General features: G+C 64.4%; 21 protein-coding genes and 2 pseudogenes. 15 read left to right on the plus strand and 8 right to left on the minus strand.

What is annotated here, in order from left to right:
- Positions 1–23: 23 nt before the first annotated feature.
- The 3 genes from ACHIRB_RS16240 to ACHIRB_RS16250 all read left to right on the plus strand — a co-directional run bounded on the left by ACHIRB_RS16240 (position 24) and on the right by ACHIRB_RS16250 (position 2,592).
- On the plus strand, positions 24–881 hold the full coding sequence (locus ACHIRB_RS16240; protein WP_395114130.1) for a hypothetical protein: 858 nt from the start codon (positions 24–26) through the stop codon (positions 879–881).
- A 141-nt stretch (positions 882–1,022) separates the two neighbouring features.
- Positions 1,023–1,601: a sigma-70 family RNA polymerase sigma factor gene (locus ACHIRB_RS16245; RefSeq protein ID WP_395124114.1), complete on the plus strand. Its 579-nt coding sequence runs from the start codon at positions 1,023–1,025 to the stop codon at positions 1,599–1,601.
- Entirely contained in the window at positions 1,594–2,592 is a 999-nt protein-coding gene (locus tag ACHIRB_RS16250; protein WP_395114132.1) for an anti-sigma-D factor RsdA, read from the plus strand. Before ACHIRB_RS16245 ends, ACHIRB_RS16250 begins: the two co-directional genes overlap by 8 nt.
- Positions 2,593–2,692: 100 nt before the next feature.
- Here the strand turns inward: ACHIRB_RS16250 and ACHIRB_RS16255 are convergent, their stop codons facing one another.
- Positions 2,693–3,100, minus strand: coding sequence for a DUF5319 domain-containing protein (locus ACHIRB_RS16255; RefSeq protein ID WP_199703206.1), 408 nt, complete (start codon positions 3,098–3,100; stop codon positions 2,693–2,695).
- 222 nt (positions 3,101–3,322) lie between these two features.
- Here ACHIRB_RS16255 and guaB point away from each other — a divergent pair, with 222 nt between their 5' ends.
- On the plus strand, positions 3,323–4,861 hold the full coding sequence (gene guaB / locus ACHIRB_RS16260; RefSeq protein WP_395114133.1) for an IMP dehydrogenase: 1,539 nt from the start codon (positions 3,323–3,325) through the stop codon (positions 4,859–4,861).
- Positions 4,862–4,916: 55 nt separating this feature from the next.
- Positions 4,917–6,059 carry a GuaB3 family IMP dehydrogenase-related protein gene (locus ACHIRB_RS16265; RefSeq protein WP_395114134.1) on the plus strand — a complete coding sequence of 381 codons (1,143 nt, stop codon included), beginning with the start codon at positions 4,917–4,919 and terminating at the stop codon, positions 6,057–6,059.
- A gap of 24 nt (positions 6,060–6,083) precedes the next feature.
- On the opposite strand, the pseudogene ACHIRB_RS16270 reads toward ACHIRB_RS16265, so the two are convergent.
- Together ACHIRB_RS16270 and ACHIRB_RS16275 are read right to left on the minus strand one after the other, a co-directional pair.
- A pseudogene (locus ACHIRB_RS16270) lies at positions 6,084–6,239 on the minus strand (CorA family divalent cation transporter); the annotation flags it as partial.
- 3 nt (positions 6,240–6,242) lie between these two features.
- On the minus strand, positions 6,243–8,036 hold the full coding sequence (locus tag ACHIRB_RS16275) for an alpha/beta fold hydrolase (RefSeq protein ID WP_395124113.1): 1,794 nt from the start codon (positions 8,034–8,036) through the stop codon (positions 6,243–6,245).
- A 134-nt stretch (positions 8,037–8,170) separates the two neighbouring features.
- Here ACHIRB_RS16275 and ACHIRB_RS16280 point away from each other — a divergent pair, with 134 nt between their 5' ends.
- From ACHIRB_RS16280 to guaA, 3 genes are all read left to right on the plus strand, one after another.
- A complete protein-coding gene (locus ACHIRB_RS16280; protein ID WP_395124112.1) occupies positions 8,171–9,910 on the plus strand; it encodes an FAD-dependent oxidoreductase in 1,740 nt (579 codons plus the stop codon).
- Between the two features lie 134 nt (positions 9,911–10,044).
- On the plus strand, positions 10,045–10,416 hold the full coding sequence (locus ACHIRB_RS16285; protein ID WP_395124145.1) for a BlaI/MecI/CopY family transcriptional regulator: 372 nt from the start codon (positions 10,045–10,047) through the stop codon (positions 10,414–10,416).
- A 41-nt stretch (positions 10,417–10,457) separates the two neighbouring features.
- Complete coding sequence (gene guaA, locus ACHIRB_RS16290) at positions 10,458–12,020, plus strand: glutamine-hydrolyzing GMP synthase (protein WP_395114140.1); 1,563 nt, start codon at positions 10,458–10,460, stop codon at positions 12,018–12,020.
- 70 nt (positions 12,021–12,090) lie between these two features.
- On the opposite strand, the gene ACHIRB_RS16295 is transcribed toward guaA, so the two are convergent.
- Both ACHIRB_RS16295 and ACHIRB_RS16300 read right to left on the minus strand, forming a co-directional pair.
- Positions 12,091–12,303 (minus strand): hypothetical protein, encoded by a 213-nt coding sequence (locus ACHIRB_RS16295; protein ID WP_395114142.1) that lies wholly within the window; start codon positions 12,301–12,303, stop codon positions 12,091–12,093.
- The gene (locus ACHIRB_RS16300) at positions 12,296–13,714 is read right to left on the minus strand and encodes a PspC domain-containing protein (protein ID WP_395124111.1); all 1,419 of its coding nucleotides are present in this window, start codon (positions 13,712–13,714) and stop codon (positions 12,296–12,298) included. The genes ACHIRB_RS16295 and ACHIRB_RS16300 overlap by 8 nt, the downstream gene beginning before the upstream one ends.
- A 138-nt stretch (positions 13,715–13,852) precedes the next feature.
- Here ACHIRB_RS16300 and ACHIRB_RS16305 point away from each other — a divergent pair, with 138 nt between their 5' ends.
- Complete coding sequence (locus tag ACHIRB_RS16305; RefSeq protein ID WP_395124110.1) at positions 13,853–15,178, plus strand: ATP-binding protein; 1,326 nt, start codon at positions 13,853–13,855, stop codon at positions 15,176–15,178.
- On the plus strand, positions 15,175–15,846 hold the full coding sequence (locus ACHIRB_RS16310; RefSeq protein WP_395114147.1) for a response regulator: 672 nt from the start codon (positions 15,175–15,177) through the stop codon (positions 15,844–15,846). The genes ACHIRB_RS16305 and ACHIRB_RS16310 overlap by 4 nt, the downstream gene beginning before the upstream one ends.
- A gap of 15 nt (positions 15,847–15,861) precedes the next feature.
- Here ACHIRB_RS16310 and ACHIRB_RS16315 read toward each other — a convergent pair whose 3' ends face one another.
- Entirely contained in the window at positions 15,862–17,130 is a 1,269-nt protein-coding gene (locus ACHIRB_RS16315) for a serine/threonine-protein kinase (protein ID WP_395114148.1), read from the minus strand.
- A gap of 174 nt (positions 17,131–17,304) precedes the next feature.
- Here ACHIRB_RS16315 and ACHIRB_RS16320 point away from each other — a divergent pair, with 174 nt between their 5' ends.
- Genes ACHIRB_RS16320 through ACHIRB_RS16330 form a run of 3 tightly spaced genes read left to right on the plus strand, consistent with a single transcriptional unit; the run spans position 17,305 to position 20,468 of the window.
- A complete protein-coding gene (locus ACHIRB_RS16320; protein ID WP_395124144.1) occupies positions 17,305–18,102 on the plus strand; it encodes a hypothetical protein in 798 nt (265 codons plus the stop codon).
- Positions 18,099–19,679: a DNA polymerase Y family protein gene (locus tag ACHIRB_RS16325; RefSeq protein WP_395124109.1), complete on the plus strand. Its 1,581-nt coding sequence runs from the start codon at positions 18,099–18,101 to the stop codon at positions 19,677–19,679. The genes ACHIRB_RS16320 and ACHIRB_RS16325 overlap by 4 nt, the downstream gene beginning before the upstream one ends.
- 27 nt (positions 19,680–19,706) lie before the next feature.
- On the plus strand, positions 19,707–20,468 hold the full coding sequence (locus tag ACHIRB_RS16330; RefSeq protein ID WP_395124108.1) for an alpha/beta fold hydrolase: 762 nt from the start codon (positions 19,707–19,709) through the stop codon (positions 20,466–20,468).
- A gap of 3 nt (positions 20,469–20,471) precedes the next feature.
- Here the strand turns inward: ACHIRB_RS16330 and ACHIRB_RS16335 are convergent, their stop codons facing one another.
- Entirely contained in the window at positions 20,472–21,317 is an 846-nt protein-coding gene (locus ACHIRB_RS16335; RefSeq protein WP_395124107.1) for a DUF6597 domain-containing transcriptional factor, read from the minus strand.
- 23 nt (positions 21,318–21,340) lie between these two features.
- Between ACHIRB_RS16335 and ACHIRB_RS16340 the strand changes: the two genes are divergently transcribed.
- Positions 21,341–21,916 carry a YdeI/OmpD-associated family protein gene (locus ACHIRB_RS16340; protein WP_395124106.1) on the plus strand — a complete coding sequence of 192 codons (576 nt, stop codon included), beginning with the start codon at positions 21,341–21,343 and terminating at the stop codon, positions 21,914–21,916.
- The gene (locus ACHIRB_RS16345; protein WP_395124105.1) at positions 21,916–22,827 is read left to right on the plus strand and encodes a sucrase ferredoxin; all 912 of its coding nucleotides are present in this window, start codon (positions 21,916–21,918) and stop codon (positions 22,825–22,827) included. Before ACHIRB_RS16340 ends, ACHIRB_RS16345 begins: the two co-directional genes overlap by 1 nt.
- Positions 22,828–23,123: 296 nt before the next feature.
- Here ACHIRB_RS16345 and ACHIRB_RS16350 read toward each other — a convergent pair.
- Positions 23,124–24,032: pseudogene (locus ACHIRB_RS16350) on the minus strand (SDR family NAD(P)-dependent oxidoreductase); the annotation flags it as partial.
- Between the last annotated feature and the right edge of the window lie 50 nt (positions 24,033–24,082).

Consider the following 24,082-nt stretch of genomic DNA (forward strand, 5'->3'; position numbering starts at 1 on the left):
TCGTCTGGCTCTAGGGTGGTTCGGTGCCAGCCGACAGCGCCGCAGACGATGCCATTTTCGACCCGTTGCGCGACGCTGCGTTCGGCGCGAATCCGGGCCTGGCACATCTACGTCCGGCTCGCAGCGGTCGCGACAGGTGGCACAGGGCGGTCGTTCTCGGCGGGCAGGGGCACTTCGCCCGCGCACGCGCCGAGCTGGATCTGCTCGGCCGGTCGGAGCGGCCGAACAGCGCACTCCGATCGTTCGCGGCGAGTACGGAGGCCTCGCTGCTACGTCAACTCGGTTGGCATGCGCGTGCCGCCATATTCGACGGTGCCGCGCTCGCCGCTGCCGGCGACGGGACCTCGATCGACGCGGTCGCCGCCCGATGCGATGCGTTGACCGGCCTCGCAGCAGACGCGCTCGGAGTAGGCAGGCTCGAGCTCGGTCATTCGTTGCTTCGGCGTTGCGAGACGATGCTCACCGCAGCGGACGGAGCGGCCGCGCCGACCTCGGCGGCCGCGCCGCAAGAACTGTGGCGCCAGCACATCCGGTTGCACTGGGTCCGCGCAGAGCTGGCACTCGCTGCAGGTGATGCCACTGCCGCGCGTACAGCTGCCGAGCTGGCCGTCGCCGCCGCGCAGGTCAGTGCGTCGGTACGCCACGTCGTGAAGTCCCGATTGATCCTTGCGGCGGCGCTGTGTTGTGAAGACGACCGATCGGCCGCGCAGGGACTGTCCGCTGCGGTGGTGTCGGACTGCCGCGACAACGGACTGTTGCCTCTGCTGTGGGCGGCGGCGATGCTGCGCTCAGCAATCGCAGACGACAACGCGGCCGGCGCTTTGGTAATCGAAACTGCGCAGACAATAGAACTGCGCGGTGGAAGGTTTCGCAAGACCTGACTTCTACCGGCAGTGTTGTTGGCAGCGGCCGACCTTGCGGTAGCTATTGTTAATAGTGTTCTGCCTTTCAGCGGAAGCACGACCGGTCGGGAAATGTGCCCTCCGAAAAGTGCCACTGTAACGCCGGGAAAATCTCTGACGATGACTAATACGGGTGAGGAGTTGGACTCCGCCGTAGCTGCCGCAGGGCAGGGCGACAGATCAGCTCTAGCTCAGGTCCTAGAGATTGTTCGACCCCTCGTTGTGCGCTACTGCAGAGCGAGAGTCGGATCTGCGGAGCGCGGACAGCTCTCTGCAGATGACGTGGCGCAGGAGGTATGCCTCGCCGTGATGACAGCTTTGCCGAGGTATCAAGACCAAGGCAGGCCGTTCATGGCGTTCGTGTACGGCATTGCGTCGCACAAGGTCGCCGACGCACACCGGAACGCTTCGCGTAACAAAGCGGACCCGATGGCCGAGGTACCGGATGTAGTTTCCACCGACCAAGGCCCGGAGCAGCAGGCTCTCGATTCCGAAGCTAGTCGGCAGATGAACACTCTGCTGGCAACACTTCCGGACAAGCACAGAGAAATCCTGATTCTCCGGCTCGTAGTAGGACTTTCGGCAGAAGAAACGGCCGCCGCCGTGGGCAGTACGGCAGGGGCTGTGCGTGTCGCTCAGCACCGAGCGATAGCAAAACTCAAGACTCGAGTGGCAAAGGCAGGTGAGATGTATGGCTAGGGATAGCAGGCGCGGCCGCTTCGGCGCGGGTTCGCAGCACGGCAATCCCGGCGACGGTTCCGTCGCAGACACCGGGCCTATCGACATCGCAGCGGTCCGGCGCGACGACGAACTGATCGACGCAATTGCCAGTGACGGGCCGGTTGCCACGGACAGCCCGGACGAATACGAGATTGCCACGTTGCTCGCGAGTTGGCGAGCCGAGATCACCAGCCCCCCACTTCCCGCGGCCCCCGATCTCGACGAAGTTTTCGCGGCTGTCAATCAGGAGATCGGCGCTCGCAACGCGCGGGTCAACGCCAGCGGCCGGCTCAGGTTGGTCCGCCCGATCATCGGTGCCGCAGCGGCGATTGCCCTGGTAGTCGGCGGTATGACGGCCATGTCGTACAACGCGGAACCCGGCGATCCACTGTGGAAAGTCAAGGAAGTTGTATTCAGCGATCAGGCCGATTCGACCGTCGCCAACATCGATACGACATCCGATCTGCAGGAGGCGCAGCGTTACATCGCCGAGGGCAATCCGCAGGAGGCCAAGGCTCGGCTGGATCGCGCCGTGGATCGAGCCGACGATGTCAAGGATTCCACCAAGCGCGACGATCTCATCGCGATGTGGGACAAGCTGACCAAAGAGGTCGAGAAGTTGCTCCCGGTGACGCCGCCGTCGACGACTTCGAGTGTTCCCACCACCGATACGCCGTCGAGCCCTGACCCGACGTCGCAGGTCCTGATCCCGGACCCGCAGGTGAGCCCCGACACGAGTGTGCCGACGACGACCGATCCGACGATCCTGGATACGACAACCGATCCGGTCACCGAGCCTCCGGTCACCGAACCGCCGGTCACCGAGCCGCCGGTGACGGAGCCCCCGGTCACGGAACCGCCGGTGACAGAACCCCCGGTCACAGAACCGCCGGTGACGCAGCCGCCCGTTGACGAACCGCCCGCTACGCAGCAGCCCGTGGAGACGACAACGGCGACCGAACCACGGTAGTTCGCGCGCTCGAACATCTGGCACAGTGCTTGTAACAAGACGAAGGCCCGGCGAGAATCTCGCCGGGCCTTTGCGTTGTGCGTATGTGGTTGGGGGTGCGTCAGGTATCGAAGCCGCCGTCGCCGTGCAGCGCCTCGTTCATGGATGCGTCCGCGTAGCCGCGGCAGTAGTCCCAGGTGACGTAGGACTCCGGCATGGGGTCGTAGGCGGGTTCGTGTGGCCGCACAGTGCCGTCGACCAGCAGCTGGAGCAGGTTGGCTCGCAACATGTCCCAGTCGTGATAGTGATCCTGTTTGCAGTCCTCGCAGCACACGACGAGGCCGCGGATGCCGCGGTGGCCCAGCAGCGCCTCGTACACAGCGAGGTCGGCTAGGTCCTCCTCGACAGCGAGGCGCTCGGCGGGATCGAGTGGTTGGCCGGGCTCGATTTCGTCGAGTGCAGCCGAGGGATCAGCAGGGTCACCCGCGAACGGGTCCGGCGGCAGGCCTGGAGGCAGTTGGTCTCGCACAACACAACGGTACGCAGAACCTGCGGGTCTGCGCCAGCCGTCGGGTGGACGCGTCGCATCCGTAGAGCCGATACCATGGCAGAACAACCTGGGGAATAATCTTCTACACCCAGACCTTGAACCCCAAACCCCGCACAGTCGATGCGTTCGAACCTCGAGCCGAAACGGTCCGAAGCAAGCGTTGTGCCGTCGCACTACCCAGCCCAGGAGGGCCAGATTCGAATGACAAGTCCGGTAGGTGGAGCGCAGGTTCGCACGGGTGGCGACGATCCGAACAAGATCGCGATGCTCGGCCTGACCTTCGACGACGTGCTCCTGCTGCCGGCAGCATCGGATCTCATCCCGAGCGCGGTCGACACTTCCAGCCAGCTGACCAGGGAAATCACGCTGCGCGTTCCGCTCGTGAGCTCGGCGATGGACACCGTCACCGAGGCGCGAATGGCGATCGCCATGGCGCGAGCCGGTGGCATGGGTGTTCTGCATCGCAACCTTTCGGTCCGCGATCAGGCGTCGCAGGCCGAGACCGTCAAGCGCTCCGAAGCGGGCATGGTCACCGATCCGGTCACGTGCAAGCCGAACGACACACTCGCCGAAGTCGACGCGCTGTGCGCCCGCTTTCGTATCTCGGGACTGCCGGTCACGGACGAGACGGGCAGCCTTGTGGGGATTATCACCAATCGCGATATGCGATTCGAAGTCGACCAGAGTCGCCAGGTCGCCGAGGTCATGACCAAGGCACCGCTGATCACCGCACGTGAGGGTGTCACCGCGGAAGCCGCGCTCGGCCTGCTGCGTCGACACAAGATCGAGAAGCTGCCGATCGTCGACGGCAAAGGCCACCTGACCGGACTCATCACCGTCAAGGATTTCGTCAAGACAGAGCAGCATCCGTATGCGACGAAGGACCGGGACGGTCGGCTACTCGTCGGTGCCGCGGTCGGCGTCGGGGAAGATTCCTGGTCGCGTGCGATGACGTTGGTCGATGCGGGGGTTGACGTCATCGTCGTCGACACCGCACACGGCCATCAGGTGCAGGTCCTCGAAATGGTCAGCAAGGTCAAGGCAGAGGTCGGCGATCGCGTCCAGATCATCGGCGGCAACGTTGCGACGCGTGCGGGTGCACTAGCCCTCGTCGAAGCTGGAGCCGACGCGGTGAAGGTCGGCGTCGGACCGGGATCCATCTGCACGACGCGTGTCGTTGCCGGTGTCGGCGCCCCGCAGATCACGGCAATTCTCGAAGCCGTCGCCGCGTGCAAACCCGCGGGCGTCCCGGTGATCGCGGACGGTGGTCTGCAGTTCTCCGGCGACATCGCGAAGGCACTCGCCGCAGGTGCGTCGACGGCCATGCTGGGATCCTTGCTCGCAGGAACCGCAGAGTCGCCAGGTGAGCTGATCCTGGTCGGCGGCAAGCAGTACAAGAGCTACCGCGGAATGGGCTCGCTCGGCGCGATGCAGGGACGCGGCCAGGGCGGCCAGACCAAGTCGTACTCGAAGGATCGTTATTTCCAGGACGACGTACTCGCCGAAGACAAGCTCGTCCCCGAAGGCATCGAAGGCCGGGTTCCTTTCCGCGGACCGCTCACCCAGGTCATCCATCAGCTGACCGGCGGTCTGCGCGCAGCCATGGGCTACACGGGTTCGACGACCATCGCCGACCTGCAGAATGCCCAGTTCGTGCAGATCACAGCGGCAGGGCTGAAGGAAAGTCATCCACACGACATCACGATGACCGTCGAAGCGCCCAATTACTCAGCTCGCTAGCGCTAACTTCAATTGATTCGATTTCCACCCGATATTCCTCATGGAAGGGACGCGTGTGCGCGACCTTGTCGAGATCGGCATGGGCAGAACAGCCCGTCGTACCTACGAATTGGATGACGTAGACATCGTTCCGTCGCGGCGGACGCGGTCGTCCAAGCAGGCGTCGACGGCGTGGCAGCTCGACGCCTACCGATTCGAAATCCCGATTCTTGCGCATCCGACCGATGCGTTGATGTCGCCCGCGAGCGCGATTGCGCTCGGCAAGCTCGGTGGTCTCGGCATCCTCAACGGTGAAGGCCTGTGGGCGCGGCACGCGGATGTCGACGCCAAGCTGGAAGAGCTGATCCACGTCGCCGAGTCGGACGACGACGTCGATGCGTCGATCACACTGCTGCAGAAGCTGCACAGTGCGCCATTGCAGCCCGACCTGCTCGCGGCCGCCATCGCGCAGGTGCGTGAAGCAGGCGTGACGACAGCGGTTCGGGTCAGTCCGCAGAATGCCCGTGCACTGACCCCCGCGCTGATCAAGGCCGGTATCGATCTGCTCGTCGTGCACGGCACGATCATCTCGGCCGAGCACGTCGGACCCGGTGGCGACGAGCCGCTCAACCTCAAGACCTTCATCGCCGAACTCGACGTTCCGGTCGTCGCTGGCGGCGTCAGCGACCACCGCACAGCGTTGCATCTGATGCGAACCGGTGCCGCAGGTGTGATCGTCGGCTACGGCTCGTTCGAAGGTGCCACCACAACCGGCGAGGTGCTCGGTATCGGGGTCCCGATGGCGACCGCTATCGCCGATGCTGCCGCCGCTCGGCGCGATTACCTGGACGAGACCGGTGGTCGGTACGTCCACGTGATCGCCGACGGTGACATCGCGACGTCGGGTCAGCTCGCGAAGGCGATCGCCTGTGGTGCGGATGCTGCGATGCTCGGTGTTCCGCTCGCCGTTGCGGCGGAATCGCCTGGCGCGGGCTGGTATTGGCCGTCTGCCGCTGCCCACCCCTCGATGCCGCGCGGCGCACTGCTACCGGTTGCGTCCTCGGTCGAGCGGCCGAGCCTCGAGACCGTGCTCGTGGGACCCTCCAACGATCCGTTCGGATCGCTGAACCTGGTCGGCGGACTGCGTCGTTCCCTCGCGAAGACCGGCTACTCCGACCTCAAGGAGTTCCAGAAGGTCGGCCTGACCGTTCGCGCGTGATTGCGCGAACGGCCTTCGATCCGGCTACAGCCAGCCGACACGACGGAAAATGCCCCATAGCCCGAGGCAGGTTCCCAGCATCATCAGCAGTGCCATCGGGTAACCCCATTCCCAGCTGAGTTCGGGCATGTCGTCGAAATTCATGCCGTAGACGGTGCCGATCAGGGTCGGAGCGAACAGGGGCTAGCTTGGTGCCACCACGGGCAACGTCAGCACCTGTCCCGGACCCGATTCGACCGACACTCGGTAGGAGACCAACCCGCCGCGGTAGTTGAGGTCGCCGCCTGCGATGTCGAGTGCGAGCCGATGGCCTGTGTCGAAGCGGTGCACGATCGCCGGCATCGTGATGGCGATCGGTTTGCTCGGATCGACGATGCGCGCAGGCGCGACGAGATCACCGATCAGGTCCGCTGCACCGTTCGGCGCGATGTCGTAGAGCTTCGCGAAGACGACGAGCGAGTCGTCGAGTGACCCGTTCGGGGGTCGGTCGGTCGACAACACGATGTCGAGCTTCGGTGCGCCGACGACGTCCATGGGCGCGGTCTGCGGTGAGCCGGTCCAGCGCGCGAAAGTACCGGGTATCGAGATGTCGGGCAGCGCGATTCTCGATAGTGGATCGGGAGGCCGACTGCTGGTCGGCAGTCCGGCCGGACCCGTTGCGAAGGTCTGCAGACCAGGTGCCGCCGCGTCGGCCTGCGTCGTGAGACCGGCGCCGGAGAGGTGGAACGACCGCGGTACGCCGACGTCGGGGTCCGACGCGGAAGCGTATGCAGGATAAGCATTTCCGGCGTAGGAGACCCAGTCGCGGAAGTAGGCGAACTCGGGGCCGGTTGATACGGCGTCGTCCTTCAGATGGTGATCGAACCAGTCGAGAATCCGAGAGTTCTCGTAGTTGTTCCGCGGATCGACGGCGCTGTATTCCCCTGGGGCGGGGACTGTGTCGCTGTGTCCCCACGACTGCCAGATCATCTTGACCTCGGTGCCCTGGCGTTTCAACGCGTCGTAGGTGGCCCGCGCTTCGTTCAAGTCGAACAGACTGTCCTTCTGGCCCTGTACGAGGAGCACCGGAGCGCGGATCTTGTCGATGTAGGTCGTCACCGAGTTGTTGCGCAGATAGCCGATATCGGTGGCCGATGGGTAACCGGCAATTCCTGCCGAGATCATCGTGCACAGTTCGGCTGGGAGGTTCGGGCATCCGAGCGCGCGGCTCGGCTCCTCGGCGTAGCCCGCCGGGCCGGGATTGATCGCGCCGAGAACGCCGAGGCCTGCGGCCCACGTCAGCTTCATCGCGCCGGGGATCGTTGTCGACACTCCGGTCGCAGGTCCGGCGCTGTTCGGTGCGAGTGAGTAGGACTGATCGTTCCAGGTGATCATCGGGACGATCGCGTCGATCCGCGGGTCGAGCGCTGCCGCAGCGAACTGCACCTGGCCGCCGTAGGAACTGCCGATCATTCCGACTCGCGGATCGTTGGCGTGCACAATGCCGTCCACGGCGGTGTTGTCGCGTGCGACGACGTCGAGCGGAGGGAAGGGTTCGCGATAGGCATTGTCGCGGAACGCAATTCCCGGAGCGCCGCCGAGAAAGCTCACCAGCTGGCTGGCCGCCTTGCCGTCGAAATCGGGGTCGTCCATGGTGACCTTGCAGCCGGACCCGCCGAATCCGAGCGGCGAATAGGCCAGCACGGCATAACCTTCGCGGACGAGCGGTTCGGCGGTATCGACCAGATCGTTCTTCGACTTGGCGAACCCGCTCGTCGTCAACACCGCGGGGACCCTGCTGGTTGCGGAGGCGCCGTCGGGCAGATAGAGATCGCCGACGATATTGCACGCGACGTTGTCGTCAGGCCCGATGAACACGGCGAAGTTCAGCGTCTGTTTCGTGAACCCTGGCGCTGCGCTCGCGAGCCCCGGATGCACCGGCGCGGCCGCAAGCGTGGCTGCGACAGCGAGCACGGCGATTCTTGTTCGACGGATCATGCGGTGATCGGTCACTTTCGTCGTTGACGCTGGGGGTGAGCACCACATTCATACCCGTTTAGGTCACCCTTTGTGACTCTACTCACCGGTAAGCGCGCCATACTGGAAGCACTCATCGTCGAGGAGGTATGCACATGGCCGGCAAGAGCACGAAAGATTTCGACGTGTTGATCGTCGGGTCCGGTTTCGGCGGCAGCGTCACAGCGTTGCGTCTGGTCGAAAAGGGTTACCGCGTAGGCATTTTGGAGGCCGGCCAACGCTACGCCGACAAGGACTTCGCCAAGAACAGTTGGCACCTTCGCCAGTTCCTGTGGGCGCCCAACCTCGGCTGCTACGGCATTCAGCGAGTGCATCTACTGCGCGACTGTCTTGTCCTCGCCGGTGCTGGGGTCGGTGGTGGTTCGTTGAACTACGCGAACACCCTCTACAAACCACCGCAACCGTTCTTCGCCGACAAGCAGTGGGCGCACATCACCGATTGGCACGACGAGCTGAGCCCGCACTACGAGCAGGCCCGCAAGATGCTCGGTGTGGTGCAGTTCCCGCACATGACGCCCGCCGACGAAATCATCAAGTCCGTTGCCGAAGACATGGGAGTCGGCGACACGTTCGTGCACACTCCGGTCGGGGTTTTCATGGGGGAGCCCGGCAAGACGGTGTCCGATCCGTACTTCGGTGGCGTCGGCCCCGACCGCACGGGCTGCATCGAGTGCGGCGAGTGCATGACCGGCTGCCGGCACGGTGCGAAGAACACTCTGTTGAAGAACTACCTTGCCCTCGCTGAGCGAGCGGGCGCCGAAATCATTCCGATGACAACTGTCACCGAGGTCAAGCCGTTGCCTGACGGTTCGTGGGACGTGTCGACGGAGCGCACCGGTGCCTGGGTTCGCAAGAAGCCGCACACCTACACGGCCGACCGTGTCGTGCTTGCCGCAGGCACCTGGGGAACGCAGCGGCTGCTGTTCGACATGAAGGACAAGGGTGTGCTGCCCGAACTGTCGGATCAGCTAGGGGTTCTCACTCGCACCAACTCCGAAGCGATCCTCGGCGCAGCGAAGCTGAAGGTCGACCCGAACCTGAATCTGACCGAGGGCGTTGCCATCACGTCGTCGTTCCATCCGACGGCCGACACCCATATCGAGCCCGTGCGCTACGGCAAGGGTTCGAATTCGATGGGAATGCTGCAGACGTTGATGACCGACGGCGGCGGGCGCATTCCGCGTTGGCTCAAGCTGCTGATCTTCATGATCACCCACCCGTTGCTGACGGTTCGGATGTTGTCGGTGAAGAACTGGAGCGAGCGCACGATCATTGCGCTCGTGATGCAGAACCTCGACAACTCGATCACGACGTACACGAAGAAGGGCGTCTTCGGTCGCAAGTTCACCAGCAAGCAAGGCCATGGTGAACCCAACCCGACGTGGATTCCGGTCGGCAACGACGCGACCCGGCGCATCGCCGAGAAGATCGACGGTATTGCAGGCGGCTCGTGGGGTGAAGTATTCAATGTGCCGTTGACGGCGCACTTTCTCGGTGGTTGTGCAATCGGTTCGGACGCTCAGCACGGCGTCATCGATCCGTACCATCGCGTCTACGGATACCCGACCATGAGCGTCGTCGACGGTGCGTCGGTGTCGGCGAACCTCGGTGTGAACCCGTCGCTCACGATCAGCGCGCAGGCCGAAAGGGCAGCGTCGTTGTGGCCGAACAAGGGTGAGCAGGACCTGCGGCCCGGTCAGGGCGAAGGGTATCGACGCATCGCGGCTGTTGCCCCGGTGAACCCGGTGGTGCCCGCACATGCGCCTGCCGCGTTGGTGCTTCCCATCGTCGAAATCAGGAATACTGCCGCGAGTTCGGAACTGCAGGCAGGTTAGCCTTGCCTAAGTGAGGCGCGGCGGCTACGTTCGATGCCATGCCGAAACGCGAGACCACGCCGATAACCGTGCTGGGCGGCGGCGCCAAGCGGCGTCCGTAGCGGCGGTTCACCAGAAAGAAGCAACTCGGCGATCTGGAAAAGCTCGTCATGGACTACCTGTGGTCGGTCAACACCCCGACCACGGTCCGTGAAGTGCACGAGGCGATCTCGCTGCACCGAAGCCTCGCCTACACGACGGTGATGACGGTGATGAATCGCCTTGCGCGCAAGGATCTGCTCACCCAACACCGCGACAGTCGCGCGCACAGATTCTCGCCGACCCAGGCGCAATCGGAGCTGGTCGCAAACATGATGGTCGACGCATTGCACGAAGCGCACGAACCCAACGGCCGCTCGACCGCGCTGATGCGCTTCGTCGGCGAGGTCGGGGTCGACGAACTCGCAACCCTGCGCCGGACCCTGGCCGAGTTGGACGATGCAACACTGCGCGGGCGTAGCGCGTAGGGGAGAACTGGCGTGGCCACCCCGCCAACTAGACTGAATCGGTGTCAGATACGAACCAGACCAGGCCAGTTCTCGTCGTCGACTTCGGTGCGCAGTACGCACAGCTGATCGCTCGCAGGGTCCGAGAAGCGAACGTCTACTCGGAGGTCGTGCCGCACACCACAACCGTCGAAGAGATCGCCGCGAAGAATCCCGCGGCGGTCGTGCTGTCCGGCGGTCCGTCGAGCGTGTACGCCGAGGGTGCGCCGCAACTCGACCCGCGCCTGTTCGATCTCGACGTGCCGGTGTTCGGTATCTGCTACGGCTTCCAGGCGATGGCGCAGGCACTCGGCGGTACGGTCGCGCACACCGGAACCCGCGAATACGGACGCACCGAACTCAGCGTCGACGGCGGCATCTTGCACGGCGGTCTGCCGACACTGCAGCCGGTCTGGATGAGTCACGGCGATGCCGTCACCGATGCGCCCGCAGGCTTCGAGGTGACGGGTACGAGTGCCGGTGCGCCGGTAGCCGCATTCGAGAACCGTGAACGCAAACTTGCCGGCGTGCAGTACCACCCGGAAGTGCTGCATTCTCCGCACGGTCAGCAGGTGCTTAGCCGATTCCTGCACGACATCGCGGGCATCGGTCCCACGTGGACCGCCGCGAACATCGCCGAGTCATTGATCGCCAAGGTGCGCGACCAGATCGGCGACGGGCACGCGATCTGCGGTCTTTCGGGTGGGGTCGACAGCGCAGTCGCCGCGGCGCTGGTGCAGCGAGCGATCGGGGATCGCCTGACCTGCGTCTTCGTCGACCACGGTTTGCTGCGAGCGGGGGAGCGCGAGCAGGTTCAGCAGGATTTCGTCTCCGCGACCGGCGCCAAGCTCGTCACCGCCGATGCTGTCGAGGTCTTTCTCCGCGAATTGGCGGGTGTGTCGGATCCTGAGGAGAAGCGCAAGATCATCGGCCGCGAGTTCATTCGTAGCTTCGAGGGTGCTGCCGCCCAGGTCGTCGCAGAGAACGGTGCCGGCGTCGATTTCCTCGTACAGGGCACGCTGTACCCGGACGTCGTCGAATCCGGCGGCGGCGCGGGCACCGCGAACATCAAGAGCCACCACAATGTCGGTGGGCTACCCGACGACCTCGAATTCGAGTTGGTCGAACCGTTGCGACTGCTGTTCAAAGACGAGGTGCGTGCGGTCGGGCGTGAGCTCGGCTTGCCCGAGGAGATCGTCGGTCGGCAGCCGTTCCCGGGTCCCGGTCTTGCCATCCGCATCGTCGGCGAAGTCAATCAGCACCGGCTCGACCTGTTGCGGCAGGCCGACGCCATCGCGCGTGAAGAACTGACATCGGCAGGTCTCGACAAGCAGATCTGGCAGTGCCCGGTCGTGCTGCTCGCCGACGTCCGCAGTGTCGGCGTGCAGGGCGACGGCCGGACCTACGGTCACCCGATCGTGCTGCGGCCGGTCTCCAGCGAAGACGCGATGACCGCAGACTGGACCCGTTTGCCTTACGAAGTGCTGGAACGCATTTCGACCCGGATCACCAACGAGGTTGCCGAGGTGAACCGGGTCGTGCTCGATGTGACCAGCAAGCCGCCGGGCACGATCGAATGGGAGTAGGGCGCTTCGCGCCTCGTGAGTCCTTTCGGAGGTTGGGCCCTCCGAAAGGACTCACGAGCGGCGTAGCCGCCTATCGCCTGCTCGGTGCGACGACCAGTACGAGACCGACGACTATCGCGATGAGGACGACGATCCAGCCGAACTGAACATCGGCGACGCTCTCCCAGGTGTCGGGGCCGATCAGCCCGTACGCGCTGACTGCCAGCGCTGCGAGGCCGGCGAACAGCAGCAGCGCCGACGGCCGTTTCTTCGTGCCGTCTCCGATCCCGGTCTGATCAGCCACGATGCACCTCCACGCTTGCGAAACGGCTGTTGATATCGAGGGTAAGCATTGGTCCATCGGTGCCGTCACCGCCGCCGTCCAAGCCGTCCGGCATACCCGTCACCTCACCGCTGAACATCGTGCTGTTCTTCTGGACGTTCATGTCTTCCGGCAGGATCACCTCGACGGTACCGAGTTTGACGTTGATGTCGACAGTGGTGTTCTTCGTCAGATCCAACGAGCGCAGATCGAGCTTTCCTGCGCCGAGGACGACCGAGTACTCCGGCTTCAGATCTGTGAGAGTCGTTGGACTCCATCTGCTTTCGCCAAAGGTGGCGTTTTCGAAGTCGATCGGGCCGATCATCGATGCCAGTACCGTGAACCCGATCAGCGGTCCGGTGATTACCAGCAGTCCGTAGCCGCGCCGCAGAAATGCGCCGATGACGAGGCCGACGCCGACGACGGCGAGCGCTATCGCGGATATGCGACCCGGGGTCAGCCATTCCGTGTCGGCGACCGCGGCGGCGCCTGCCCCTGCGGCAGCGAGGATGGCAAGTCCGAGAACGAGTGACGTCAGTCTGGACCGTCGACGTTCGACCTGCACCGCAACCGGAGACGCACTGGTCGGCTCGGGTAGATCCCAGGCGAACGGTGCGACGCCGAGCGGGTCCCACGAGGGCGGCATGCCGGGTATCGGAATGACGTTGGTCTGATCGGCATCGGTCGCCGACCTGGATTCGGGGCGCTCGAACGCGGTGGTGGCCGTGTTCTCACCGGTGGCGGTCGGTGTGTCCTTCCGCAACGACGGTCCCTGTGTCGTCGGTTCGGTCGGTGTGGGTGCCTGCTCGACCGGCGGATCGGGAACGTAGCTGTCCGGCAGTCGCGTGTACGGACTGTAGAGGTCGGTCGGTGCGGCGCCGGGAAGGAAAGCCCCGGTCGGGAAGCCGGTTCCCGGATACCCGGTGACCGAGGACGGGAAGCCGTAGCCCCCGTCCGGCAGCGGCGGTGGGATCGGCTGACGCTGATGCAGCAGCCACAGCCCGCCGAGCATCAGCAGCGTGCTGATCAAGCCGGACCCGCCGAGTCCTACCCCGACCGGACCCATCGTGGAGACGGCGATTGCGAGGCCGACGACGAGCACGATCGATTTGGTGCGCGACTCGGAACTCGCGCCCTTGCCGAACAGCGATTCGGCAGGCGACGCGGCATCGCCCGACTGGCTGAGTAGCAACCAGCCTGCAAGATAAAGCACGATTCCGGCGCCGCCGAAGATCGTGGAAACAACGAAGGCGACGCGGATGAGCACAGGGTCGACGCCGTAGCGGTAGCCGATGCCCGCAGCGACGCCTGCCACCGGACCCCTGTTCGGTAATCGAGTGGGTCTTGTTCGCCACATGTCGTGGAGCTGATCGGAGAAGGTCGTGTTCCTCATGACAACTATCGTGGCGATCGGCACACGTTCCGCACATCGGGGATTGCCCTGATCTTTGTCGCGGTGCAGGCGAGAAATCCCTGATAGATCAGGGCAATCCCCGATGCCGACGCGGCGCCTATGGGGCACTATCGAAGTGTGCCACCACCCGTATACGACTATGCGCTGCCGCAATCCGACACCGGCCGCCTCTTTCGGCGATCGGGTGGACGGATCGTCGGCGGTGTCGCGGGCGGTGTCGCCGATCATCTCGGTATCGACGTGCTCAAGGTGCGGGTCGCGTTCGTCTTTCTCGCAGCGATGGCCGGAGCAGGCATCGTCGCCTACGGCATGCTGTGGATCTTCACGCCGGGCGGTCCAGACACGACGCGGCCGTCGCCTGCAGAACGCAAGCAGGCCTACGGGTTCGCGATCATCGGGCTCGGGCTGTCGGCCGGTGTGTCGTGGTTGTTCAGCGGTACCGCGGCGCAGATCATCGTGCCGATCATCGTCGTCGCAGTCGGTGCTGCACTCGTCTGGCGCGAGTTCGATTCCGAAGGCCCGCGGTCGATCATCGGTTTGCCGCAGCGGCCGACGGTGCTTACCTGGACCCGAATCGTCGGTGGCGCAACGCTTATCTTCGTCGGCCTCGGTGTGGTCGTACTCGCACGGATCGATCTCAGCTCACTCGGATCGTCGTTGCTCGCGGTGTTCGTAACCCTGTTCGGCGCCGCGCTGTTGACTGTGCCGCTCTGGCTGCGGATGTGGCGTGCGCTCAATGCCGAACGCGCAGCACGGATTCGAAACGAAGAACGCGACGAGATCGCCTCACACCTGCACGACTCCGTGTTGCAGACCCTGGCACTGATTCAGCGGCAGGCCGAAAGTCCGCAGGAAGTGGTGCGGCTGGCGCGCGGCCAGGAACGCGAACTGCGCAAGTGGTTGTTCAGCGGTGCGGAGACGCCACACTCTTCGCTTGCCTCGGCGTTGCGCACGATCGCGGGCGAGGTCGAGGATCAGCACGGTGTCAAGGTCACGCCGGTGACCGTCGGCGACGTACCGATGATCGTCGAACGTGTCGACGGCGACGCGGCGGGTGGCTTGTCGAAGGAACATTTCACAGCGCTACTCGGGGCAACGCGCGAGGCATTGGTCAACGCGGCCAAGCATTCCGGGGCAAACGACATCGATCTGTTCGCCGAAGCAGAGGCAGAGCGGGTCAGTGTGTTCGTCCGCGATCGGGGTGTCGGCTTCGATGTCGGCGAGGTATCCGACGACAGGCAGGGACTCAGCCGCTCGATACGCGCTCGGATCGAACGGCGTGGTGGTGAGGTGAAGATCCGCTCCACGGTCGGCAAAGGTACGGAAATTCGTATTCGGATGCCGCGCAACGCGTCCGGCTCGGCGAGCGCGGCTCATGAGCCAGCTTCGGTACGCTTCACCCGCCAGCACGAGAACCGGAATCACGAGGAACAGGCAGGGTGAGCGCAACTGTGACGACGTCGAACGGCAAGAGCTGCAGGGTTTTTCTCGTCGACGATCACGCGGTGTTTCGTTCGGGAGTTCGGGCAGAACTCGGCCGCGAGGCCGACATCGAGGTCGTCGGTGAAGCAGGCGGCGTCGCCGAAGCGATCGCCGGTATCAATACGACCAAGCCGGACGTCGTGCTCCTCGACGTACACATGCCCGACGGTGGTGGGGTATCGGTCCTCAACGGTATCCACAGCGGGCCTGTGTGTTTGGCGTTGAGTGTGTCCGATGCAGCCGAAGACGTCATCGCCGTGATCCGGGCGGGTGCGCGCGGCTACGTGACGAAGACGATCTCGGGTTCCGAACTCGCCGACGGCGTCCGTCGCGTTGCCGGCGGCGACGCGGTGTTCAGTCCACGATTGGCCGGTTTCGTTCTCGATTCGTTCACGGGTCGGTCCACTGTTCCCGAGCCGCCGCTCGATCCCGAGCTCGATTCGCTGACGCCACGCGAGTTGGAGGTGCTACGCCTGCTTGCCCGCGGGTACACCTATCGCGAAATTGCGGAGGATTTGTTCATCTCCGTGAAAACCGTTGAGACGCATGCCTCCAACGTGCTGCGCAAGACCCAGCAGTCCAATCGCAATGCGCTGACGCGGTGGGCGCATCGGCGTCGGATCGACTGATTTCGCTCGTGTCGGTCAGGTCGTCAGCAGCACGACGATCAGTGCGATGGCTGCGAGCACGGCGACGAGCAGTAGGCCGGCGACCACCAAAGGCTTTGCCGTAGAGGTGGTTCTGGTTGTGGTCCCGAGTCGAGCGGGGGCTGCTGTCGATCTCTGTCCCGAATTACGCTGCGCGGCAGCGGGCTCTGCCTTCCACGGTACGACTGGTTCGGCTTGGGTGATCGGCGAATTCTGTTGCCGTGCTGCGGAATCCTCGCTCTTGATGCGATGTGCTCGGCTGGTTCGCGATTCGGTGTAGGTGGTGGTGCGGTGCGCCCACATCGGGACGGTCCCTTCGGCGGAGCGAACCGGCACACCGAGCAGGTACGCCACGTTGCCACCCGGTCCGATGATGGTCGCGGCGAGTTCGTCGCGAACTTCTGCCATGTCGGGACGATTCGCCGGATTCGGCTCTAGCATGCGCAACAGGGTGTCGGTGATCTGCTCGCTGCGCTGCGGTGGCGTGATCTGGGCGCGCGCGATCTTTTCGAGGAAGCGCACCGAATCGGTGTTGAAGCCGAACGGCGGTTGCCCTTCGGTCGCCGTGTACAGCGTTGCGCCGAGGGAGAATACGTCGCTTGCCTCGCTGTGGTCGTCGCCTCGTGCGACCTCGGGTGCGAGGAAGGCCGGTGTTCCGGTGATGACATCGGCTTCCGACCTGCTCTCGCCTTTGGCGCGGGAGATGCCGAAGTCGCTGATCTTCACCATGCCGAGTGCTCGTCCCCGGTCGGCGACAAGGATGTTGCCCGGCTTGATATCCCGATGAATGATGCCCGCCGCGTGCGCTTCCGCGAGTGCGTCCGCCACCTGAGCGCCGATCTGGGCGACCTCGAACGGCGGCAACGTGTTGGCGAGGGTGAGGGCGTGAGCGAGGCTGCGCGACGGCAGGTGTTCCATCACAAGCCACGGCTCACCGGAGTGCACGGCGACGTCGTACATGGCAATCGCATGCAGGTGCGACAGCTGTGCAGCGATCCTGCCTTCGTGGATGGTGCTGCTGCGGAGCGCTTCGGCGGTGTGCGCGTCGAGCCCGATCGTCGTTGCAACCTGCTTGACGGCCACCTCACGGTCGAGCAGCTTGTCGTGGGCGAGCCAGACCGCTCCCATGCCGCCACCACCGATTTTCGCCCGGAGGCGATAGCGGCCGGCTACGAGATAGTCCGGGCCGATCCCCGGTCCTGAGCGTTGCGTCACCTGAGCGAGCGTAACGCGTCTTGTCGGACTGCCGAATCGATGCGGGCCCATGTTGTGCTCCCGTGACTCAGTTGTCGCAAAAAACGTCTCTACCTGCGCGCTTGACGTGAGTTGAGAATCCAGCTTTACTTGAATCTGTTCGAATATCTGTTCGAAGAATCCACGACTTCCCCGTGGTTCGGGAACGCTGCCGACGCCGAAAAACGGCTGCTGGTGCACCAGAGCATGGGGGTTTCGAGGTTGAGTATTTCAGTTGCCGGCACAGCCCAATCGCCCGGTTCCGAACTTGCCGGGTTGTCACGGCAGGAGCGGTTGGACCAGCTTCGACGGCAAATAGCTGCCGTTCCGGTCCGCGGCGAAGCGGTGATCGAGCAGTGCCCGACGGAATCCGGTGCTGCCGCCGCGGAGATCCTGCAAGTCCCGAGCGCGCTTGCCGGCTTGCTTCCACGCGGTGGTCTGGCTCGCGGCTCGGTGGTGTCGTATTCGGGCGCGAGTTCGCTGCTGCTCGGTTTGCTTGCCTCGGTCACCGCGGACGGCGGCCACGCGGTCGTGATCGGTCGGCCTCGGTTGGGTCTGCTCGCGGCGGCCGAGATGGGCGCGCACCTCGGCCGTATCGCTTTGATACCCGAACCCGGACCCGATCCTGTCGAAGTGGCTGCAGTGCTGCTCGACGGTATGGATCTTGTCGTTCTCGGCTTGAGCGGTGCCGCTGTGTCGCCGTCACGGGCACGGGCCGTCGTCGCACGTGCCCGAAGCAAGGGCTCCACCCTGCTTGTGACCGATGGCGATTGGGGAGGTGCCGAGTTGCGACTCGATGCGAAGGTTGTCGGTTACGGCGGGCTCGGCCAGGGCACGGGTCGCCTGTGTTCGTTGCAATTGGCAGTACGCGCTCAGGGCAAGACCTTCGGTACGACGACCGCCCGGCTCGATCTACAGCCCGCCCGAGGCGGTGTGGAGTGGGTCGCCCAGGCAGGCGCACCTGTCATCTCGTTCACCCGGCTGCCAGAAGCTGTGTCGCAATGACCCGCGACTCGTCGTCGCGGGTGCTTGCGCTCTGGTGCCCGGATTGGCCCGCGATCGCCGCCGCCGTCGCAACGGACGTCTCACCCGTTGCCGCGGTTGCGGTCACTCTCGCCAACAGAGTCATCGCCTGCACGGCGACCGCAAGGGCGGAAGGCGTCACACGTGGCTTGCGACGTCGCGAGGCGCAGGGACGATGCCCGGAACTGCATGTCGTCGTCGCGGACCCCGACCGGGATGCCAGGCTGTTCGAGCCGGTCGCTGCGGCGGTGGCTGCGGTCGCTCCCGGTGTCGAAGTGCTCAGGCCCGGATTGCTCGTGCTGTCGGCACGAGGGGTTGCCAGGTACTTCGGTTCCGAACAGGCGGCTGCCGAACGACTCGTCGACGAAGTATCCGCTGTCGGTGTCGAGAGTCGGATCGGTGTCGCCGACGAACTGTCCACCGCGGTGATTGCGGCTCGCAGAGCAGTGCTCGTTCCACGTGGCGGTGGTGCGAGTTTTCTCGCTCCCCTTGCTGTGAAGGAGTTGGCGGCAGAGCCTTCCCTTGCTGCTGTCGAACGATCCGAACTCGTAGATCTGTTGCATCGCTTGGGTTTACGTACGATCGGCGACTTCGCTGCGTTGTCGACCGTCGATGTCGCGTCCCGTTTCGGGACCGATGCCGTCCTTGCGCATCGCAGTGCGCGTGGCGAACCCGAACGTCCGCCGTCGGCACGGGTGCTGCCACCGGATCTCGACGTCGAGCAGCAGTGCGATCCACCGATCGATCGAGTTGACGCGGCCGCGTTCGCCGGCCGCTCGCTCGCCGAGCAGTTGCACGTCAAATTGGCCGCAGCAGCCGTGGCCTGCACCAGATTGCTCGTACAGGCAAGCACCGGAAACGGCGAGCACCTGTCGCGGACGTGGCGCTGTGCAGAACCTTTGACACCTGAAGGCACCGCGGATCGAGTGCGCTGGCAGCTGGACGGCTGGCTGACGGGGCGTAGCGAGGCGAAGCCGACTGCAGGCATCACGATATTGCGGTTGGAACCGGTCGAAGTCGTTGCCGCAGGCGCACTCCAGCTCGGACTCTGGGGTGGGGTCGGCGAAGGCGACGAGCGCGCTCGTCGAGCGTTGGTCCGTGTGCAAGGTCTGCTCGGCGGCGAGGCGGTTCGGATCGGGGTGCTCAGCGGTGGACGAGGGCCGAGCGAGCGGATCACCATGGTTCCGCTCGGCGACGAACTGGTCCCCGAAGCGGATCCGAATGCGCCGTGGCCCGGCCGATTACCGCAGCCTGCACCCGCGGCAGTGCTCGGCAGCAGGCCCGAAGTCGCGCTGGAAGACGGCTCCGGTGCCTCCGTATACGTGACAGAGCGTGGTGTCTTCAGTTCCGTCCCATACCGATTGCGTTGGGGCACCAGGACATGGCAGTTGCAGGGCTGGGCGGGTCCGTGGTCGGTCGACGAGCGCTGGTGGGATCCCGCAACGGGACATGATGCTGCTCGCGCTCAAGTTCTGCTCGGGGAAAGAGGCTCGGAACAGAAGGCACTGTTGCTGGTGTGTCACGACCGGAGTTGGAGCGTGGAGGGGGTTTACGAATAGGACGTCGAGCGTCGATAGGCTCGACGGGTGGAGCTGACACGAACGAAGGTGACGTTGGACGGTGTGAACATCGCCTATCGGGATTCAGCGTCGTCGGGACCGGTTGATCCTGTGCCGGTCATGCTCGTGCACGGCATGGGCGGTGACGGTCATACCTGGGATCAGTTCGCCCAAGCACTGCTCGAGCGTGGTCGACGTGTGATCATTCCGGACCTTCGCGGCCATGGCCGCAGCGCTCACACCCAGTCCTATCTGTTCGACGAATTCGGCGACGACGTCCGCCGACTGTGCGACGACTTGGATGTGACCCGAATCGACCTGGTCGGACACTCGCTCGGCGGATACGCCTGCTCGCGGGTCGCGCAGGATCGGCCGGAACTGGTCCGCCGTCTGGTCGTCGAAGAGTCGCCGCTACCACTGCGTCCTGGCGACCCGCCGATGTCGCTGACCGGGCGCTTCCCGACGCTGCCTGAGCTGTGGCACGCCGGGACAAGCGTCATTCGGCATCCGCGTGCGGTGCTGGCATTCGATCGATCGATGACGTCGACGGCGCTCGCGCAGTTCAGAAAGCCGAATCCGGTGTGGTGGGAACGATTGTCCGACATCGAGGCGAGCACGTTGGTGCTGGTCGGCGGACCGGGTGGGATGGTGGACCCGGTCAAGTTGGCGGCGCTGTCCGAACTGCTCACTGGCTCGCGCATCGTCAGATACAAGACCGGGCACAGCATTCACCGCGACAACTATCGGCAATTCGAAGCCGATGTTCTGCCCTTCCTGATGGCCGACTGACGATCAGCCGCGTGGCACCCAGTTGCCGGTTTCGCGGACGTAGGTCGCGGGTGGGGTGCCGACCGCTGCGGTCCACGCTCGAATGAGATGGGCCTGATCGCTGAAGCCGAGCTGATCGGCGAGCTCTGCCCACACCACCGGACCGCTGTGCGCACGTTCGGAAGCATCGAGCAGTCGGCGGCGCTGGATCACCCATTTCGGAGCGACGCCGACGTAGTCGATGAACAGCCGTTGCAGTGTGCGAGCACTGGTGCCTGCGAGCGCCGCGACCTGGTCGACACGATGGATGCTCGTGTCTGTCTCGATTCTCGACACGATCGCATCGACCTCGTCGACCATTGGATCCGGTTCCGGCGCAATCAGTTCCAGATAGTCTTCGACTCCTTTCACCATCGCCTCGCGCTCCTCTTCGGCAAGGGCCCGTGCGGCGACGGGGGCGTCATCGTGCGGCCAGAGTTCGCCTGCTGGAACAACTTTGCCTTCCAGAGCCCCGACGCTCGACCCGAGTAGTGGACGAAAACCGCCGGCGCGGAACGCAACTCCGATCACCTGACCCGAAGTGGTGAACGTCCGATAGAACGGCTCGCGGCTCACCCCCTGTACGCGGAGCCGACCGGCTTCGGCAGCGAGGTGAATTTTGGGTTGCGGCAGCACCTGTTGCCGGTGCACATCGGAGATCGTCCAGCGAACGATCCAGAGGTAGTCGACGAACGGGGCGAGCGACTCCCTCGGATGGTGGCGGGTCAGATCGAGCAGCGGCGCGGCAAGATCGGGTCGCAGGATGGCGCTGGGTTCGCCACGTGGATCAGCACCTGACACCTCTGCATTGGACACATCGTCACGAGCCATTTCGCAGATTCTAGAGTGGAGCCATGACACAACCGGAGAAGACGATCGAGTTCTTCACCGACCAGGCTGCCTTTCGGGATTGGCTGGCGCGCAATCACACCCTGCAGAAGGGGATCTGGATCAAGTTCGCCAAGAAGGGCACCGGGTACGCGTCGTTGAACTACGACGGTGCTCTCGATGTCGCATTGTGTTTCGGCTGGATCGACGGCCAGGTCAAACGGATCGACGACGAGTTCTACATGCAGAGTTTCACTCCTCGCCGGGCTCGCAGTCCTTGGTCGAAACGCAACTGCGGCAAGGTCGAGGAATTGCTCGCACAGGGGCTGATGCAACCGCCGGGGCAGGCAGAGATCGATCGCGCGAAGGCAGACGGCCGCTGGGACCGCGCCTACGAGGGTCAGGCTGCTGCGGAGCTACCGAAGGACTTCCTCGACGAGCTTGCGAAAAACCCTGCCGCACAGGATTTTTTCGACACCCTGAACAAGCAGAACCAGTACGCGGTGCACTTTCGTCTGCACGATGCGACCGTCCCAGCCACGCGCGCCCGCAGAATTGCGAAGTACGTGGAGATGTTCGCCAACGGCGAGAAGTTTCACTAGTGACTGCCGAAACCACGGGCGCGGATGCTGTTGCGGCACTGACCTGTTCGGCCGCATCTGCCATCGACGAACCACTTCCCGGAACCGCTGCCACCGTCACGACGTGGTTGTGTGTCGAGCAGCCGGGAGCGTGGGGTCGCGATGTGCTCGGTGACGCTGTTCTCGGCACCGAGTTGTCGGCCGAACTGGCTCGCAGGACCGCCGCGGCGGGCGTGCGACTGATGCTGATCCGCAGACCTGGCAGAGCGGTGCATCGCGACACCCGAACCGTGCTGCTCGTCAACTCCGACCCGAAGAATGCCTGGTGTGAACAACTGGAGATCGCCGACCTCGACGAACTCCTGAACCTGGACCTGGCAACTCTGAGCGGGCCTGCACCCGGGATCGGAACGGCAGTCGCGAACCCGATCGTCCTCGTCTGCGCGCATGCCAAGCGCGATCAGTGTTGCGCGCTGTACGGCCGCCCGATCGCAGCACAACTCGGCAAGCTGTATCCGGATGCGGTGTGGGAGTGCTCGCACACCGGAGGGCATCGCTTCGCGCCGTCGATGATCATGTTGCCGACCGGCTACACCTACGGTCGACTCGATACCGCTGCAAGCGCGGCCGTTGTTGCCGCAGCCTTCGACGGGGTCGTCGCGATCGACGGCCTTCGAGGTCGAAGTGTCTACTCGCCCGCCGCGCAGGCTGCCGAAATTGCGGTACGGCAACGCATCGAGGCAGGTCCGGCGGAGCTCTCGGTGCTAGAGGCGGACGGGACGATCATCGTCTCGCACATCGACGGTCGTAGTTGGCGAGTAGACACGGCATCCCGAACCCTGCCAGCTCGACCCGCAAGTTGCGGCGCGGCGCCTAAGCCTGTGGAGGCGGTTTCGGTGGTTTCGTTGACCGAGCTACAAGCTCGTCGGTAGCGGTCCAGGTTTCGATACGTGCGTAATGGGCCTGAGCGCCCAAGATTCACCGCAAATGACGGAAAACCGCCATATCGACGAATAGTGGGCGCGTAGGCCCATCGCATCGGGGGAATTCGGCCTGCCCTGACCTAGCGCTGCCGGTCGCGAAAGAAAGTTGAAAAAGGTTGTAACGCTTTCACTGGGTCGGCCGAATACATAGATAGCCTCGCCGGCAGACCCCCGACCCGCCGGCGGGGCTTCCTAATGCCCGGACCCTTTTCTTGCGTGGTCCCAGCTTGGAAAGCTCTTGTCGCTTATGTTCCAGGCATAAGTCGAATCAGTCGCCGAGCCCCTTTTGCCGCGAGCCTGCTGGATCGAGTCGAGTTCGTCCGCCGTACGTGCGGCTTGGCCTCGGTGTCCTTTGCCTCCACGACCAGACCTTTCGCCGCGGGGGAGTCGGGGTAGCGCCGATAGAACTGGTGCATCGCGCGCTCTTTGAGCCGCGGGGTGATGAGCGAGCCGATCTGAGCCAGAGTGCCGAACGGAACATCGATGCGCTTGGGTTTGCTGACCAGCGCCCGGACGACAGTTGCGGCCGCCCACTCGATGCTCGCCGGTGGTACCGCGTTGCGGGATCCGCTCGGCGCGATCATCGGCGTATCGACGAGCGGCATGTGGATCGTCGTGAAGGTGATCCTGTCGGCAAGGGTTTCGGATGCGGTGATCTCGGTGAACATGTCGAGCGCGGCTTTGCTGGACAGGTATGCCGCAAAGCGTGGCGTGCTGAACTGCACACCCGCGCTGCTGATGTTGACGATGTGCCCGGATTTCCGTTCGCGCATGTGGGGTAGCAGCGCAAGGACCATGCGCACAGCGCCGAAGTAGTTGACTGCCATCGTGCGTTCGAAGTCGTGCAGGCGATCGGTCGAGCGGTAGACGGATCGTCGGATCGAGCGACCCGCGTTGTTGACGAGCATGTCGACGTGGCCGTGCTCGCTGAGAATGGCGGCAACGGTGGTGTCGACCGCGTCGGAATCGGTGACATCGCAGCGGTAGGCGAATGCGCGCCCGCCGTTTGCCTCGATCTCGGATACGACGACGTCGAGTTCTTCTGCTCGGCGTGCAAGGAGGAAGACGGTTGCGCCCTCTGCGGCGACGGCCGCGGCAGAGGCTCTGCCGATGCCCGATGAGGCTCCTGTGATGATGACGTGCCGGTCGGCCAGTGCTGACATGTGGAGGCTCCTAGGATCGGCGCGGGTCGACGGTGACCCGA

The sequence above is a fragment of the Antrihabitans spumae genome (assembly GCF_043944905.1).
GTDB lineage: Bacteria > Actinomycetota > Actinomycetes > Mycobacteriales > Mycobacteriaceae > Antrihabitans > Antrihabitans spumae.

Excerpts from the sequence above, each read along its gene's own strand:
- ACHIRB_RS16245 (WP_395124114.1), top strand. The coding sequence starts at position 1,023 with ATGACTAATACGGGTGAGGAGTTGGACTCCGCCGTAGCTGCCGCAGGG.
- ACHIRB_RS16250 (WP_395114132.1), top strand. The coding sequence starts at position 1,594 with ATGGCTAGGGATAGCAGGCGCGGCCGCTTCGGCGCGGGTTCGCAGCAC.
- guaB (WP_395114133.1), top strand. The coding sequence starts at position 3,323 with ATGACAAGTCCGGTAGGTGGAGCGCAGGTTCGCACGGGTGGCGACGAT.
- ACHIRB_RS16275 (WP_395124113.1), bottom strand. The coding sequence starts at position 8,036 with ATGATCCGTCGAACAAGAATCGCCGTGCTCGCTGTCGCAGCCACGCTT.
- ACHIRB_RS16280 (WP_395124112.1), top strand. The coding sequence starts at position 8,171 with ATGGCCGGCAAGAGCACGAAAGATTTCGACGTGTTGATCGTCGGGTCC.
- ACHIRB_RS16300 (WP_395124111.1), bottom strand. The coding sequence starts at position 13,714 with ATGAGGAACACGACCTTCTCCGATCAGCTCCACGACATGTGGCGAACA.
- ACHIRB_RS16315 (WP_395114148.1), bottom strand. The coding sequence starts at position 17,130 with ATGGGCCCGCATCGATTCGGCAGTCCGACAAGACGCGTTACGCTCGCT.
- ACHIRB_RS16320 (WP_395124144.1), top strand. The coding sequence starts at position 17,305 with ATGGGGGTTTCGAGGTTGAGTATTTCAGTTGCCGGCACAGCCCAATCG.
- ACHIRB_RS16325 (WP_395124109.1), top strand. The coding sequence starts at position 18,099 with ATGACCCGCGACTCGTCGTCGCGGGTGCTTGCGCTCTGGTGCCCGGAT.
- ACHIRB_RS16335 (WP_395124107.1), bottom strand. The coding sequence starts at position 21,317 with ATGGCTCGTGACGATGTGTCCAATGCAGAGGTGTCAGGTGCTGATCCA.
- ACHIRB_RS16340 (WP_395124106.1), top strand. The coding sequence starts at position 21,341 with ATGACACAACCGGAGAAGACGATCGAGTTCTTCACCGACCAGGCTGCC.